This is a genomic window from Pseudomonas sp. JAI120 (assembly GCF_014207255.1).
GTDB lineage: Bacteria > Pseudomonadota > Gammaproteobacteria > Pseudomonadales > Pseudomonadaceae > Aquipseudomonas.
On sequence record NZ_JACHCZ010000002.1, the window covers coordinates 1,178,317 to 1,194,280 of the forward strand.

The window sequence follows — 15,964 nt, forward strand, 5'->3', positions numbered from 1 at the left end:
CCTACATCTCTTCACAGGTTGAAGTCTGTCAGAACTGTAATATCGGCCTCACCTTCTCGTTAAGTTGCACTTTTTATACTGCGCATCGAACACATCTCATCTCTGCAGCTTTTGTGTAGCTCCTTTGGAACAGAGATGAATTTTATACGCCCCAGCCGGGGCGTTTTTTTTGTGTGCCCGGTCAGTGACGAATCGTCGCACCGGCCTGACGCGGCTTGACCTTAAAGCTACTTCAGGCTCCAGAGTTTTCCTACAGCCTATTCAGCCTCTATGAGGCCATCTCCTTTCGTTTTCCTTGAAGGTAAATCCCCATGCGTATCCTTGTGGTTGAGGACGAGCAGAAAACCGCCGACTACTTGCAGCAAGGCCTGACCGAAAGTGGCTACGTCGTCGATTGCGCCGCCAGCGGCATCGACGGGCTGCACCTGGCCAGGCAGCACACCTATGAACTGGTGATCCTCGACGTCAACCTGCCCAACACCGACGGCTGGGAAGTACTTGAGCAACTGCGCCGTGACGGCAACCAGCGCGTGATGATGCTGACCGCGCGCGGCCGCCTGGCCGACAAGATCAAGGGCCTGGACATGGGCGCCGACGATTACCTGGTCAAACCCTTCGAGTTCCCCGAACTGCTGGCCCGTGTGCGCACCTTGCTGCGCCGCAGCGAACATATCCCGCTGCCGGATGTGCTGCGCGTCGCGGACCTGGAGTTGGACCCGCGTCGTCATCGCGCCTATCGCGGCGACCGGCGCATCGACCTGACCACCAAGGAATTCGCCCTGCTGCATGTGTTGATGCGCCAGGCCGGCGAGGTGATGACCCGCACGCAGATCATCTCGCTGGTGTGGGACATGAACTTCGACTGCGACACCAACGTGGTCGAGGTCTCCATCAGCCGCCTGCGCGGCAAGGTCGATGACCAGAGCGAGGTCAAGCTGATCCATACCATTCGCGGCGTGGGTTATGTGCTGGAGGCGCGCCAATGAGGACCAGCAGCCTGTCGATGCGCCTGGGGCTGACGGTCAGCCTCATGGGCGCGGGGCTGGTCGTACTGCTGGCGACCCTGGCCTACCTGGCCTTGACCCATGAGCTGGAAAAGCTCGCGCGCAAGGGCCTGGAAAGCAAGATGGAACAGATCCAGCACAGCCTGGCGATGGGCCTGGACACCCACGGAATCAAAGCCCGCCCCCACTCGTTGCTGGACCTGGTGATGGGCCATGACAATTTCTACCTGACCATCGTCGGCACCGCGCCCGATAACGCCGTGCTGCTCAGTGTCGGCGCCAAACCCCAGGAACCGTTACTGACCGACTTTTCCCCCCGGGAAACCCTCGGCTACCTCAACTGGGAAGACCAAGACGGCAACCAGGTACTCAGTGCCTCCAGCCTGATGCGCCTGGCCAGCGGCGAGCGCGTGCGCGTGTTGCTGTCGCTGGACCGCAGGGATGACCAGGCGCTGCTCAGTGCCTACCTGCGCGCCACCCTCATCGCCCTGCCGATGCTGCTGATTCTTATCGGCATGGGCGCCTGGGGGCTGGTGCAACGCGGGTTGGCGCCCTTGAAGCAGTTCAGCCATATCGCCGCCCAAGTGACGACCCAGGACCTGACACACCGCTTATCCATCGACAACCTGCCCAAGGAGCTGGGCGAGTTGGCGCAAAGCATCAACGTAATGCTGAATCGCCTGGACGCCGGCGTGCAGCAGTTGTCGCAGTTCTCCGACGACCTCGCTCACGAACTGCGTGCACCGCTGACCAACCTGATGGGCAAGGCCCAGGTGACCCTGTCCCGTGAACGGCCCAGTGAGGAATACAAGGCCGGACTGGAATCCTGCACCGAGGAAATGGAGCGCCTGTCGCGCATGGTCTCCGACATGCTGTTTCTCGCTCAAGTCAGCCATCCGGCGGCGCGAGCCGGGTTCGGCACGGTGTCGCTGGGCGCGGAAGCACAACGGGTGATGGAACTGTTCGCCCTGAGCGCCGAAGACAAACACGTGACCCTCAACCTGCGCGGCGACGCCTGGGTGACGGGTGATCGCCTGATGATCCAGCGGGCCATTTCCAACCTGCTGTCCAATGCCATCCGCCACACGCCCGAAGGTTCCAGCGTGCTGCTGCTGGTGGAGACCTACGACCAGAGCGTGTCGTTGTCGGTGGGCAACCCCGGGCGTGGCATCGAAGCGCACCACCTGCCGCATCTGTTCGAACGTTTCTACCGCGCCGACAGCAGCCGTACCCGCGCCGAAGGTGGCACCGGGCTGGGGCTGGCCATTGTGCAGTCGATCATGCACCTGCATCAGGGGCACGCCGACGTCAGCAGCCAGCCAGGCCGGTTTACACGGTTCAGCCTGGTATTTCCTCTTCCTTGCGATGCGCCCACTGGTACAGCGCCGGCAGCACCAGCAAGGTCAGCAACGTAGAAGAAATGATCCCGCCGATCACCACCGTCGCCAACGGACGCTGCACTTCGGCGCCGGTGCCGGTGGCCAGGGCCATGGGGATAAACCCCAGGGAGGCCACCAGTGCGGTCATCAATACCGGGCGCAGGCGAGTCAGCGCACCCTCGTGGATGGCCACCGACAGCGAGCGCCCTTCCTCGCGCAGGTTGCGGATGAAGGCAATCATCACCAGGCCGTTGAGCACCGCCACGCCGGACAAGGCGATAAAGCCCACGCCTGCGGAGATCGACAGCGGAATATCGCGCAGCCACAGCGCCATGATCCCACCGGTCAACGCGAACGGAATCCCGGTAAACACCAGCAGCCCGTCCTTGAGGTTGTTGAACATCATGAACAACAACCCGAACACCAGCAGCAACGCCACCGGCACCACGATTTGCAAACGCTCGGAGGCTTCCTTCAGTTGTTCGAACTGGCCGCCCCATGTGGTCCAGTAACCTGCCGGGACTTTCACCTGCGCCGTGATCGCCGCCTCGGCCTCCTCCACGAACGACCCCATATCCCGCCCGCGCACGTTGGCACTGACGATCACCAGGCGCTTGCCGTTCTCGCGGCTGATCTGGTTCGGGCCGAGCACCAGGTCCAGGCTGGCGACCTGGGACAACGCAATAAACCCCAACTGCCCCGCCGCATTCCCGGCCAGCGCCGGCACCGGAATCAGCAGCCGCGACAAGCCGTCGATATCCGTACGCAGCGCGTCGGACAAGCGCACGACCATGTCGAAGCGGCGGTCACCTTCATACAGCGTACCGGCCTGGCGCCCACCGACGGCGACGGCAATGGTGTCCTGCACATCGCCGACATTCAGGCCAAAGCGCGCGGCCTTGTCACGGTCGATATTGATGGTCAGCACCGGCAGGCCGGACGTCTGTTCGACCTTCACTTCCGAAGCCCCCTCGAGGCCTTGCAAGGTCTCGGCAATGTCTGCGGCGGTGGTGTTGAGCACCGCCATGTCGTCGCCAAACACCTTCACCGCGATATCACTGCGCACCCCGGAAATCAGCTCGTTGAAACGCAGCTGGATCGGTTGCGACAACTCGTACGCACTGCCCGGCACAATCGCACTGGCGCGCTGGATATCGGCGATCAGGGCTTCGCGGGACTTGCTCGGATTTGGCCATTGATCCTTCGGCTTGAGCATCACGTAGCTGTCGGAAATATTCGGCGGCATCGGGTCGGAGGCGATTTCCGCCGTACCGGTACGTGCAAATACCCGCTCGATTTCCGGCACATGGGCCATCAAGGTTTTTTCCAGTTGCTGCTGCATCTGCACCGATTGCGTCAGGCTGGTGCCGGGCACGCGCAGGGCCTGTTGGGCGAAGTCGCCCTCACTGAGGCTGGGGATAAACTCACTGCCCATGCGGCTGGCCACCACGCCCGAGGTGACGATGGTCAGCACGGCCAGACCGAACACCAGCGGCCGGCGGGTCATCACCCAGTCCAGCACCGGCGCATAGGCCCGGCGTGCGGTACGCATCACCAGGTTTTCTTCTTCCTTGACCTTGCCGGTGACGAACAGCGCAATCGCCGCCGGTACGAAGGTCACCGACAAAATCATCGCCCCCAGCAGCGCGATCACCACGGTAAACGCCATGGGGTGGAACATCTTCCCGGCCACGCCGGTGAGGGCGAAGATCGGCAGGTACACGACCATGATGATCAGTTGCCCGAAGATCAGCGCACGCCGCGCTTCCTTGGCCGCCGCGAACACCTCGTGCAGGCGCTCGCTGCGGGTCAGCAAGCGACCATGGCGCTGCTGCGCATGGGCCAGGCGGCGGATGGCGTTCTCGACGATCACCACTGCGCCGTCGACGATAATGCCGAAGTCCAGCGCGCCGAGGCTCATCAGGTTGGCGCTGACTTTGTTGGTGAACATGCCAGTAAAGGTGAACAACATTGCCAGGGGAATCACCATCGCGGTGATCAGCGCCGCGCGGATATTGCCGAGGAACAGGAACAGCACCGCGACCACCAGCAGCGCACCTTCGAAGAGATTTTTCTTCACGGTGGCAATGGCTTTTTCGACGAGGTTGGTGCGGTCGTAGACGGTCACCGCCACCACACCGTCGGGCAGCGAAAGGTTGATTTGCTCGAGTCTGGAAGCCACCGCCTGGGACACGGTGCGGCTGTTTTCTCCGATCAACATAAACACCGTGCCCAGCACCACTTCGCGGCCGTTTTCCGTGGCGGCGCCGGTACGCAGCTCACGGCCAATCTCGACCTGGGCGACATTGCGCACGCGGATCGGCGTGCCGTCGGACGTGGTGATGACGATATTGGCGATGTCGTCGATGGACGCCACCTGCCCCGGTGCGCGGATCAACAATTGCTCGCCGCTGCGCTCGATGTACCCGGCGCCGACGTTGGCGTTGTTGCGCTCCAGTGCCGTGACCAGATCGTTCAAGGTCAGGTTGTAGGCCGCCAGGCGCTTGGGGTCCGGGGCGATCTGGTATTCCTTGGCGAAGCCGCCGATGGTGTTGATCTCGGCCACACCGGGCACGTTGCGCAGTTGCGGCTTGATAATCCAGTCCTGGATCACTCGCAAGTCGGTCGGGGTATAGGGCGTGCCGTCGTCCTTGCGGGCGCCCTCCTCGGCCTCCACGGTCCACAGGAAAATTTCCCCGAGGCCGGTGGAAATCGGCCCCATCGCGGTTTCGATCCCCGTAGGCAATTGCTCGCGGGCCACCTGCAGGCGCTCGTTGACCAACTGGCGGGCGAAGAACAGGTCGGTGCCGTCCTTGAAGATAACCGTCACCTGGGACAAGCCGGAGCGTGACAACGAACGGGTCTGCTGCAGCCCCGGCAAACCGGCCATCGCGGTTTCGATGGGAAAGGTAATGCGCTGCTCGGTTTCCAGCGGCGAAAAACCGGCCGCCGCCGAGTTGATCTGCACCTGCACATTGGTGATGTCGGGCACCGCGTCGATGGGCAGTTTCTGATAGCTGGCGATGCCGACACCGGCCATCAACAGCACTGCCAGCAGCACGATGATGCGCTGCTCGATGGCGAATTGGATAAGGCGCTCAAACATGAGAAATCACTCGCAGGATCAATGGGCGTGCTCAGCCGAGCCCTTGCCCAATTCGGACTTGAGGATGAAGCTGCCGGTGGTGGCCACCTGGGCACCGGCCTCCAGGCCCTGGCGCACTTCGACGTAGCCGTTCTCACTGGCGCCCAGTTCGAGATGGCGGGTGATAAAACCGTCTGGCGTGCGCACGAATACCGACGGTTTTTCCTCGACGGTCTGGATCGCCGCTTGCGGCACGGTGACCTTGGCCTGGTAGGTGTCCGTGGCCAATTGCACGGTGACAAACAGCCCTGGACGCCAGGCGTCATCGGGGTTGGGCACCGTCACGCGCACGGTGGCGGTGCGCGTTTGCTCGCCGAGCAAATTGCCGACATAGGCCACGGTGCCCTGCACATCTGTGCCCATTTCCGTGGAGCTGACCTTCACCGGTTTGCCGAGCCGGACCTTGTTTAAATCCTTGGGAAATACGCCGAAGGTGACCCACACCTGTGACAGGTCAGAAAGCGTGAAGGCATTGCTGGTCTCACTCACCACCTCGCCGACACCGAGGTGTTTTTCCACCACCACGCCTGCGAACGGCGCACGCAGTTCGTAACGATTGCCGCCGACCAGCACGGTGTTGCCGCTAAGTGCGGTCATTTTTTGGCGGGCATTGTTCAAGGCGATTTCGGCTTCTTGCAGGGTTTGGCGCGCCAGCAGGTAATCCTGCTCGGCGGAGATCTTGTCCTGCCACAACTGGCGTTCACGCTGGAAGGTAATACGCGCCAGTTCAACCCGACGCTCGCTGGCCGCCAGCTCACTGCGCTGGTCGGAAATCTGCTGGCTGGCGATCACCGCGAGCAGCTCGCCCTTCTTCACTGCCTGGCCAAGATTGACCTTCACCGACTCCACCACGCCGGCCGCGCGCGGGACGATATGCGAGGTGCGGTCTTCGTCGAAACGCACCTCCCCCGGCAGCGTCAGCAGGGTGCTGATCGACCGGGGTTGGGCCTCAGCGAGTTCGATGCCAGCGGCCTGGATTTGCTGTTCAGTCAGCTCGAGCGTGCCTTCTTCTTCCTCGGCGTTGGCCACGCCGGACAGCATCAGGCCCAAGGCGACGGCAAGCGCCACGCCGTGTCGTTTGTTCATAAGGCACTCCAGAAAAAATCAAAACCGGGCGAGGTCGCCGTAAATCCGTTCGATGCGCAGCCAGGCATCGGTGGCCTGGGCGGTAGCCGCAAGGTATTGGGTGCGCGCCGCGATGAGTGTGCGTTGGGCGTCGAGCACGTCGAGGAAGTTGAACTTGCCCATCTCGAAGCCGCGGGTGGCGCTGTCCACCGCGCTTTGGGCGGCGGGCAGGATCTGCTGGTTGAATGCGCGGACTTCGGTATTCGCGGTTTGCCACAGGTCCAGGGCCTGGCGCGTTTCGGTACGCAGGCGCAATTCGGCAGCGTTGCGCAGGTCGCGGGCCTGATCGGCACGGCGCGTGGCGGCAAGTACGTTGCCCTGGTTGCGGTTGAACAACGGAATCGGCATCGATACACCGACCAGGTTCACCCGCTCGCGCACACTGGCGTCGTATTGACTGCCAATGGACACATCCAGGTCGGGAATCCGCTGGGCTTTTTCCAGGCCCACGCTGGCTTCGTTCTGCACGATCTGCAGTGCGGCCAGGCGCAGTTCGGCGGTCTGTTCAAGGCGCGCCAACAGTTGCGTGGCGGACGGCAACGGCGGTGTGGAGTGGCTTGGCGTGGCGACGGCCTGGAAGTCGGTCGCCGCGCTGCCGGTACTGGCGGCCAGGCGGCGATAGGCGTCGGTAAGGCCCATTTGCGCGCGGTTGAATTCGAGGCGGATCTCCGACAGTTGCACCTGGGCCCGTGTGGCTTCCACCGGTGAGGATTTGCCGGCGGTCACGCGGCCGTTGGCGACCACCAGCCCGCGCTCGGCCAAGGCCAGGGAGCGCTGGGCCAGGTCGAGACGTTGCTGGGCGCGCAGGGCACCGTAGTAGCCGTCGATCACTTCGGCGCGCAACGTATTGCGGCGCTGTTCCAAGGTCAGTGCGGCGGCGTCCTGGGCACGCGTCGCTACGTCAATGCGGGCACCGCGCTTGCCACCCAGCTCCAGGGTTTGGCTTAGCTTGAGGGTGGTGGTGCGCGTATCGCGACGTGTGTCTTCGGCATCCCAGGACGCCACCGGATTGGGGATCAGCCCGGCCTGCTGGCGACCGCCCTCGGCGATCTCGATGTCCCATTGCGCAGCCGCCAGGTCGGGGTTGTTGGCGAAGGCGGTTTGCAGGGCGGCGTCGAGGGTAAGGGTTTGTGCCTGGGCAATGCTGGCAGCTCCCCACAACAGCGCCGCGCCCAAGAGTTTTTTAACGGAAATTGCCATACGAGAGTTCCACGCCCAAGAAGTCCAAGCGGGGGCAATGTAGCGTTCGCGACCTATCAGAGCGGTGGAGCAAAGATTACAAATCCGACAGCAATGGCTCTGGGGCGGGCGTTATCAGGTATGCTTTTGGGGCAGGAAACAAAAAGAAACAATTTTTCCAACCTGTTCGATAAGGAGTCCCGCATTGGCGTTATCGACTGCCGCGTGGGTGGTTCACGACACCCGCCTCATGCTCTGCGTACTACTGGCCATCGCCAGCATCATCGTGCTGATCAGCGCGACCAAGTTGCCGCCATTCCTGTCGATCCTGATCGGCACCTTTATCGCCGGGGTCGGCGCCGGGCTGCCAGCGGAAGAGGTGGCCAAGGCCTTCAGCAAGGGCGCCGGGGCGATCCTCGGTGAAGCCGGGATCATCATTGCGCTGGGCTCGATGCTGGGTGCGCTGATGGCAGAATCCGGCGCGGCCGATCGCATCGCCACCACCCTGCTCGGGCTGGGCAAGGGCAAGTCGTTGCCATGGGTGATGGCGCTGGTGGCGATGGTGATCGGCCTGCCGCTGTTCTTCGAAGTGGGCCTGGTGATGATGGTGCCAATCATCTTTGTGATGGCCAAACGTTCGAACCAGCCGCTGTTGAAAATCGCCATCCCGGCGCTGGCGGGCATGACCACCTTGCACGCCTTGATGCCACCGCACCCGGGGCCGCTGATTGCGGTGGGCGCGTTGCACGCCGATCTGGGCCTGACCATGTTGCTGGGCTTTTGCCTGGCGGTGCCGGCGGTGATCCTCGCCGGGCCGCTCTATGGCAACTGGCTGTCCAAGCGCCTGCATGTGGATGAGCCGGCCGACATCGGCGCGCTGTTCAGCGCCCCGCCCAAGGCTCCGCGCCAGCCGAGCTTTGGCGTGTCATTGCTGATCATTCTGTTGCCGGTGATTCTGATGCTCGGCAGTACCTTGGCCAAAGTCGCGCTGCCAGCGGAAAGCAGCGTGGGCCTGACTCTGAAATTCCTCGGCGAACCACTGATCGCCCTCGGCCTGGCGGTGATCGCCGCCGTGATCTGCCTGGGCTGGGCCGCCGGGATGCCGCGCGCCGAAGTCGGCAACACCCTGCGCAAGGCCCTCGCGCCCATCGCCGTGTTGCTGTTGACCATCGGCGCCGGCGGCGGCCTCAAGCAAACCCTGCTCGACGCCGGCGTCAGCCAGACCATCAGCAAAGTCGCCGAAGGCGCGCACATGCCGTACCTGCTGCTGGCCTGGTTGATCGCGGTGGCGCTGCGCCAGGCCACCGGCTCGGCCACGGTCGCCACCACCACGACCGCCGGCATCCTCGCGCCGATGATGGCCGGGTTGGCGGCGACGCAAAGCTCACTGGTGGCGCTGGCGATCGGCGCCGGCTCGGTGTTTTTCTGCCACGTCAACGATGCGGGGTTCTGGATGGTGCGCGAGTACTTTGGCTTGCAGCTGAAACAGACGATTTGGGTATGGTCGGTGTTGCAGACGATTGTTTCGGTCGTCGGGTTGGTCGGTACGCTGGTGCTGTGGCACTTCTTGACCTGACCTTCAGGCCGCCAACGTGTGGCGCTTACCAAACAGCGCCACACTCGCCACCCCCACCGCGCCCATTACCACGCAATACGCCACGCAAATCCACGGGCTGGTCGGCATCAGCGCGATCAGCATCAGCGGCGTAGTACTTGCCCACAGCGCATAGGCGATGTTGTAGGTGAAGGAAATGCCCGACACCCGCACCTGCGCCGGAAACAGGCCGACCATCACCGACGGCACCGCACCGACCACCCCGCAACTCAAGCCCGCTACCGCGTACGCCGCACCAAGCCAGATGCCGCCGCTGATCAGGCTGGCGTACAGCAGGAAAATACCCACTGGCAGCAGCAGGCTGTAGACCAGCACCGCGCGCCAGGCACCGATGCGGTCCACCAGCAGGCCGGCGAGGACGCAGCCGATATTCAGGAAGACGATGCCCAGGGCGCTCAAGGCAAAGGTGTGGCTGGGGCTCATGCCGAAGGTTTTCTGCATCATGGTCGGGGTGATGACCACCAGCACCACCACAGCGGAGGTGAGCACGCAGGTGAGGATCATCGCCGGCAGCAGCACGGCGCGATGGTCACGCAGTACGGTGCGCAGCGGCATCTCGGCGGCGGCCTGGCGGCGGGCCTGCATTTCGAGAAATACCGGGGTTTCGCTGAGCCAGCGCCGCAGCCACACGCCGATCACGCCGAACACACCGCCGAGCAGGAAGGGGAAACGCCAGGCGTAGTCGAGGATTTCGGCCGGGGTGAAGACCTGCGCCAGCAGCGTGGCGGTGAGGGCGCCGAGCAGGTAGCCGAAGGTCAGGCCCGCTTGCAGGAAGCCCAGGGCATAGCCACGATGGTTGCGCGGTGCGTGTTCGGCGACAAAGGTCCAGGCGCTGGGCACTTCACCGCCCACCGCTGCACCTTGCAGCACGCGCAGCACCAGCAGGATCAGTGGTGCGAAGTAGCCGATCTGTGCGTAGGTGGGCATGATCCCGATCAGCAGGCAGGGCAATGCCATCATCAGGATGCTCAGGCTGAACACGCGCTTGCGCCCCAGGTGATCGGCGAAGTGCGCCATCAGGATGCCGCCCAGCGGGCGCGCCAGGTAACCGGTGACGAAGATGCCGAAGCTCTGCAGCAGGCGCAGCCACTCGGGCATTTCTGGCGGGAAGAACAGTTGGCTGAGGGTCAGCGCAAAGAACACGAAAATAATGAAGTCGTAGATTTCCAAGGCTCCGCCCAGGGCGGCCAGGCCCAGGGTTTTGTAGTCGGAGCGGGAAAAACGCTGCGCCTGTGGAACAGAGGTGGCAGTCATGTGGAGGCTCGGCAGACAAACAAAATGGCGTGCAGGTTATGAGCTGAGCCGGTTGATGGCAATCGCGGCAGATATATTTGTTTTCCTCATGGATCGATGAAGATAACTGCATTCCCATATCAATGGCCGTAGCGGAACATGCCGGAAAATTGCCGACACCATAATAAATACAAGAGGAAAGACTCGTGGCCGATGCTATCGAAGAAAGCCGCTATGCCCGATTTGCCCTGCGCTGCTCGAACTTTGCCGAGCGCTGGTTCCCCGACTCCTGGGTGTTCGCCGCCCTCGCCGTGATCATCGTCGCCGTCGCGACCCTGGGCATGGGCGCCGCGCCGACCGAAGCCGCCAAGGCCTTTGGCGACGGGTTCTGGAGCCTGATCCCGTTCACCATGCAGATGGCCTTCGTGGTGATCGGTGGTTACGTGGTCGCCAGCTCGCCGCCGGCGGTCAAGCTGATCGACCGCCTGGCACGCATCCCGAAGAACGGCCGCTCCGCCGTGGCGTGGGTCGCGTTGATTTCCATGGTGGCGTCGCTGCTCAACTGGGGCCTGTCCCTGGTGTTCGGCGGTTTGCTGGTGCGTGCGCTGGCCCGTCGTACGGATTTGCGCATGGACTACCGTGCTGCGGGTGCGGCGGCCTACCTTGGCCTTGGTGCGGTGTGGGCATTGGGGCTGTCGTCTTCGGCCGCACAATTGCAGGCCAACCCGGCCAGTTTGCCGCCGTCGATCCTGTCGATCACCGGGGTGATCCCGTTTACCGACACCATCTTCCTGTGGCAATCCGGCGTGCTGTTGCTGGCGCTGATCGTGGTGTCGCTGATCATCGCCTACGCCACCGCGCCCGGCCCCAACAGCGCCCGTGACGCCAAGGCCTGTGGCGTCGACCCGGCCTTCAACCTGCCCAAGCTGCAACCACCGACCCGCCCCGGCGAATGGCTGGAACACAGCCCGTTGCTGACCATTCTGCTGGCATTGCTGGCGGCGGGCTGGTTGTTCCATGAATTCTCGACCAAGCCGGCGATCAGCGCGATTTCAGGGCTGAACACCTACAACTTCCTGTTCATCATGGTCGGCGCCCTGCTGCACTGGCGCCCGCGCAGCTTCCTCGATGCGGTGGCCCGTGCAGTGCCGACCACCACCGGCGTATTGATCCAGTTCCCGTTGTACGGCTCGATTGCGGCACTGATGACCGTGGTCAAGGGCGGCGACGGCCAGACCCTGGCGCACCATATCTCGACCTTCTTCACCTCCATCGCCTCCCACGACACGTATGCCCTGCTGATGGGCGTGTACTCGGCGGTGCTGGGTTTCTTTATTCCGTCGGGCGGCGGCAAGTGGATTATCGAAGCGCCTTATGTGATGCAAGTGGCCAATGACCTGCAATACCACCTGGGCTGGGCGGTGCAGATCTACAACGCCGCCGAAGCGCTGCCGAACCTGATCAACCCGTTCTATATGCTGCCGTTGCTGGGGGTTTTAGGGTTGAAGGCGCGGGATTTGATCGGGTTTTCGTTTGTGCAGTTGCTGGTGCATACGCCGCTGGTGTTGTTCCTGCTGTGGGCATTGGGGACGACGTTGAAGTATTTGCCGCCCGTCATGCCTTAGAGCACGGTGTTTCTGATGAAGTGCGTCGGGGTTGTCCTACTCAATAAGGTGACAACCCCTGGCTCCTCCTGCCAGCCCCTTTGATTAACCTTGGCTGCCTCCTCACATAGCACAAGGAAAATCCGATGACACCCTTATCCAAATCACTGGAGCAGTTGCTCGATGATATTTACAAGGACGACAACGTATCGTTCGTCGAGTACAAGACCCTGCGAGACGACGCCGATCGCCGCATGGACGCTGTTATCAAGGAATTCGGCCTGCATAACAACGTGACGGCCTTCCAGAAGGCCATAGATGTGGCCCTGCAACTGCTACAGACCAGCGTTATCGATGCAAAAAAAGCCACCCTGACTGACACCGGCGAGGCAATCGTCAAGGATGCCGTGACGGCTCAGGTGGAGTACTTGCGCGCCGGCAGCCAATTGGCACTGCGTCTGCTGTGATCACCTGACTGTCTTCGTTCCGTCACATTGCATTGCTACCGTCCTGCGAAATATCTTGCAACATCTCGCCAGCAAGGACTCCCCGCAATGAGTGATGATCACGAAGACCGCCCTTCCCCCGATTCCATAGCCCAACCGCCGGTAGACACCGGCCGTCGGCGCTTCCTGGGGGGCGCGGCGGTGTTGGGGGTGGGCGCGACCTTGAGTGCCTGCGGCAATAGCAGTGAGGCGCCCGGCAAGCCCGTGCCGCGGCCGCTCACGCCGCAGGAGCTGGACAAGGCGTTGCGCGACCAGGTGAAGACCGTGGTGGTGATCTATGCCGAGAACCGCAGCTTCAACAACCTGTTTGCGGACTTCCCAGGCGTTGAGAAACCGCTGTCGGCGCTTTCTGCCGCCGACACGCAGCAACGCGACCGCGACGGCAGCCTCTTGACCACCCTGCCCCCGACCTGGGGCGGTGTGCTGCAAGTAGGCCCGCAAAGCGTGGATGGGGTGACTTACCCCAGCGAAGTGCAATTCCAGGAAAACCTGCCCAACGCGCCGTTCGCCCTCAAGGGCCCGAACGCTGAAGACCTGCCTTTGAGCCTCGTCACTCGCGACTTGTGGCACGTGTTCTACCAGAACCAGATGCAGATCAACGGCGGCAAGAACGACGGTTTCGTCGCCTGGGCCGACTCCGGTGGCCTGGTCATGGGCCATTACGCCCAGAGCCGTTATTCCCTGCGCCTGTGGGACGTGGCCAAGGAGTTTGTGCTCTGCGATAACTTCTTCCAGGGAGCGTTTGGTGGCTCGTTCCTCAACCATCAATACCTGATCAGCGCCACCGCGCCGTTTTACCCGAATGCCGCGCAGTCGGTGGCCAAGGCGCAGATCGCCACGCTGCAAAGCGATGACCCCACCGACCCGCGTCTCAAGCCGCTGGATAAATCCCCGGCCAGCGCCATGACCGGCCCGCCGCAGTTCGGCCCCAGCGCGCTGACCCCGGACGGCTACGGTGTGAACACCCTGGCGCCGCCTTACTGGCCGACCTGGATTCGTGACCCGGAAAACCCGGACTACGCAAAAGCCGACCTGCCCAACGTGCTGGTGCCGCAGACCCACGAACATATCGGCGACAAGTTGTCGAAAAAGAACGTCGACTGGGCGTGGTACGCCGGGGCATGGCAGGCAACGCTGGATCAGTTCAAGGATTCGGGCGGCATTCCGAAGATTCCAAACTTCCAGTACCACCACCAGCCGTTCAACTATTTCAAGCAGCAAGGCCCCGAGAACCGTGCGGAGCGTGACAAGCGCCTGCGCGATGGCGGTTTGGGCGATGAGGCGAGCACCAACAAGTTCTTCGCCGATGCCCAGGCCGGCAAGCTGCCGGCCGTGAGTTTCTACAAGCCACAGGGCAACCTGAACATGCACGCGGGTTACGCTGACATTGCCTCGGGCGACCGCCATATCGTCCGCGCCTTGAAGGTGCTGCAGGAAAGCCCGCAGTGGAAAAACATGGTGGTCGTGGTGACCGTCGATGAAAACGGCGGCTGGTGGGACCACGTCGCCCCACCCAAAGGCGACCGCTGGGGCCCAGGCACGCGGGTCCCGGCGCTGGTGGTCTCGCCCTTCGCGCGCAAAGGCACCGTGGACCATACGGTGTACGACACCGCGTCGATCCTGCGCTTGATAACGCGGGTCTTCCAGCTGGAGACCCTGGACGGGCTCAAGCAACGCGATGACGCCATGATTGCCCGCGGCCAGAAACCCATGGGGGATTTGAGCAACGCGTTGCAGTTCAGCGTGTAGGACGCTTATCCAATAGCGACATGCCTGGCGATTTAGCACGCGGTTTTCCTGGTCAACCGCTACTGTGAGGGGGTGGGCTTTCATCCCGCGCAGACGGGCTTTCGCTGACAAGGAATCGAGTATGTTCAAACCGACCAGGTTGTCCTTCACCCTGGCCGCACTGATGAGCAGTGCGGTCGTACACGCCGACATCGAAGTCCCTCTGGGCAGCACGCAACGTGTCACCCAGTTGTTCGCTTACCCCAATAACTGCAATGTGGTCTGCTTTCGGCCATGGACGCTGGAGCAGACCGCCGAGCACTACCTCAACCAAAGCCTGCAGCGTGACGGCTACAGCCGAGCCAAGGTCAGCGTCAAAAACCATGAAGGGCAGCTCGCCGCGACCTTCAGCGGTGTACCCGACAGTTACGGCCAGCCCCTGACCGCGCTGCTCAATACCGCTGACCTGGCCTACCAGGGCGCGAGCAAACTCAACAGCGACGGCAAGTGGGCTTACAACTGGTACCTGTTCCTGCCACTGGGCATGGCCCTGGAAAACCGCAAGAGCATCGAGCTGCTGCATTTTCCGCCGGATTATTCGCTGACCCAGGCCCAGGATTACCTGGAGTCGGCCACCACCGACCGCTGGGCCAGCCTGCTTACCGATAACGGCGTGCCGGCCACCGAAACCCCGGCCTACCAGACCATCATCGATATCGCGCCCATCGCCGCCCCTTCCAATGCGGGCAAGGACCTGGAGAACGTCTATAGCTACTTCACCGACTACCAGACCCGCATGGTCAGCGAACTGAGCCTGCACCCCAACGGCTCGCTGCCAATGGTCGCGTTCGGCGCGCCGGTGCGCAGCTGGATCAAACAACAATACGGGCAAACCGTGGGTGTGCTGGGCCTGGCGCAGATCAGCCCTGCCGCGGGCAAGACCGTCTCGGTGCTGGGCGCCAACCACCCCAGCTACATCTGGTACGCGGCCAGCCCGGACACCTATGACGGTAACGAGCAGCAAGCCGACGATGCGGGTTTAAAAGTGATGGGCCAGGACTTGAGCGCCGCCTGCTGGCAGGCCGGAATGGGCCAGAAACCGGCGAGCGATCCGAATGTACTGCTCAAGGCCTGCATGAACACCTGGCAGGTCACGCGCAAAGAGCAGACCTGTGAGTTGTTCTACACCTCGGTGCGCAATCTGACGCCGGAACAGGCGAACGCCAAATGCGCCACGCCCGCGATCAAAACGCAGCTCAAACAGCTGAAGAACACAGCGCCCGCCCCCACCATCACGGCGCCTGTGCTGTAGACAGCCAAAAAAAACCGATTTCTACTGTCAAAGTTGACAGTAGAAATCGGCTCCATGTTCAGCGAGTCTTGAGCCGGGCACATCCGCTGCAAGACTGGTAGTCAGCCACCACCCGCAGGTCCATGCAGCCTCAC

11 protein-coding genes are annotated in these 15,964 nt (G+C 62.7%); 7 read left to right on the forward strand and 4 right to left on the reverse strand.

Going from position 1 to position 15,964, the window contains the following annotated elements; all coding sequences use genetic code 11:
- The first annotated feature begins 311 nt into the window (after positions 1-311).
- A complete protein-coding gene (locus HDC32_RS17425; RefSeq protein ID WP_131700444.1) occupies positions 312-986 on the forward strand; it encodes a heavy metal response regulator transcription factor in 675 nt (224 codons plus the stop codon).
- The gene (locus tag HDC32_RS17430; protein WP_184744900.1) at positions 983-2,419 is read left to right on the forward strand and encodes a heavy metal sensor histidine kinase; all 1,437 of its coding nucleotides are present in this window, start codon (positions 983-985) and stop codon (positions 2,417-2,419) included. Before HDC32_RS17425 ends, HDC32_RS17430 begins: the two co-directional genes overlap by 4 nt.
- Here HDC32_RS17430 and HDC32_RS17435 read toward each other — a convergent pair.
- Genes HDC32_RS17435 through HDC32_RS17445 form a run of 3 tightly spaced genes read right to left on the reverse strand, consistent with a single transcriptional unit; the run spans position 2,343 to position 7,853 of the window.
- Positions 2,343-5,489: a CusA/CzcA family heavy metal efflux RND transporter gene (locus tag HDC32_RS17435; protein ID WP_184744902.1), complete on the reverse strand. Its 3,147-nt coding sequence runs from the start codon at positions 5,487-5,489 to the stop codon at positions 2,343-2,345. The genes HDC32_RS17430 and HDC32_RS17435 overlap by 77 nt on opposite strands.
- Positions 5,490-5,507: 18 nt before the next feature.
- Complete coding sequence (locus tag HDC32_RS17440; RefSeq protein ID WP_184744904.1) at positions 5,508-6,614, reverse strand: efflux RND transporter periplasmic adaptor subunit; 1,107 nt, start codon at positions 6,612-6,614, stop codon at positions 5,508-5,510.
- An 18-nt stretch (positions 6,615-6,632) separates the two neighbouring features.
- Positions 6,633-7,853: a TolC family protein gene (locus HDC32_RS17445; RefSeq protein ID WP_184744906.1), complete on the reverse strand. Its 1,221-nt coding sequence runs from the start codon at positions 7,851-7,853 to the stop codon at positions 6,633-6,635.
- Positions 7,854-8,037: 184 nt separating this feature from the next.
- Here HDC32_RS17445 and HDC32_RS17450 point away from each other — a divergent pair, with 184 nt between their 5' ends.
- Entirely contained in the window at positions 8,038-9,408 is a 1,371-nt protein-coding gene (locus tag HDC32_RS17450) for a gluconate:H+ symporter (protein ID WP_184744908.1), read from the forward strand.
- 3 nt (positions 9,409-9,411) lie between these two features.
- Here the strand turns inward: HDC32_RS17450 and HDC32_RS17455 are convergent, their stop codons facing one another.
- On the reverse strand, positions 9,412-10,701 hold the full coding sequence (locus tag HDC32_RS17455; protein WP_184744910.1) for an MFS transporter: 1,290 nt from the start codon (positions 10,699-10,701) through the stop codon (positions 9,412-9,414).
- A gap of 185 nt (positions 10,702-10,886) precedes the next feature.
- Between HDC32_RS17455 and HDC32_RS17460 the strand changes: the two genes are divergently transcribed.
- The 4 genes from HDC32_RS17460 (at position 10,887) to HDC32_RS17475 (ending at position 15,830) form a co-directional block, all read left to right on the forward strand.
- Positions 10,887-12,305 carry a short-chain fatty acid transporter gene (locus HDC32_RS17460; protein ID WP_090409727.1) on the forward strand — a complete coding sequence of 473 codons (1,419 nt, stop codon included), beginning with the start codon at positions 10,887-10,889 and terminating at the stop codon, positions 12,303-12,305.
- Positions 12,306-12,430: 125 nt separating this feature from the next.
- Entirely contained in the window at positions 12,431-12,751 is a 321-nt protein-coding gene (locus tag HDC32_RS17465) for a hypothetical protein (RefSeq protein WP_131700451.1), read from the forward strand.
- A gap of 87 nt (positions 12,752-12,838) precedes the next feature.
- A complete protein-coding gene (locus tag HDC32_RS17470; RefSeq protein ID WP_167657052.1) occupies positions 12,839-14,539 on the forward strand; it encodes an acid phosphatase in 1,701 nt (566 codons plus the stop codon).
- Positions 14,540-14,660: 121 nt separating this feature from the next.
- Positions 14,661-15,830, forward strand: a complete 1,170-nt coding sequence (locus HDC32_RS17475; protein WP_184744912.1) for a hypothetical protein — start codon at positions 14,661-14,663, stop codon at positions 15,828-15,830.
- Positions 15,831-15,964: the final 134 nt, after the last annotated feature.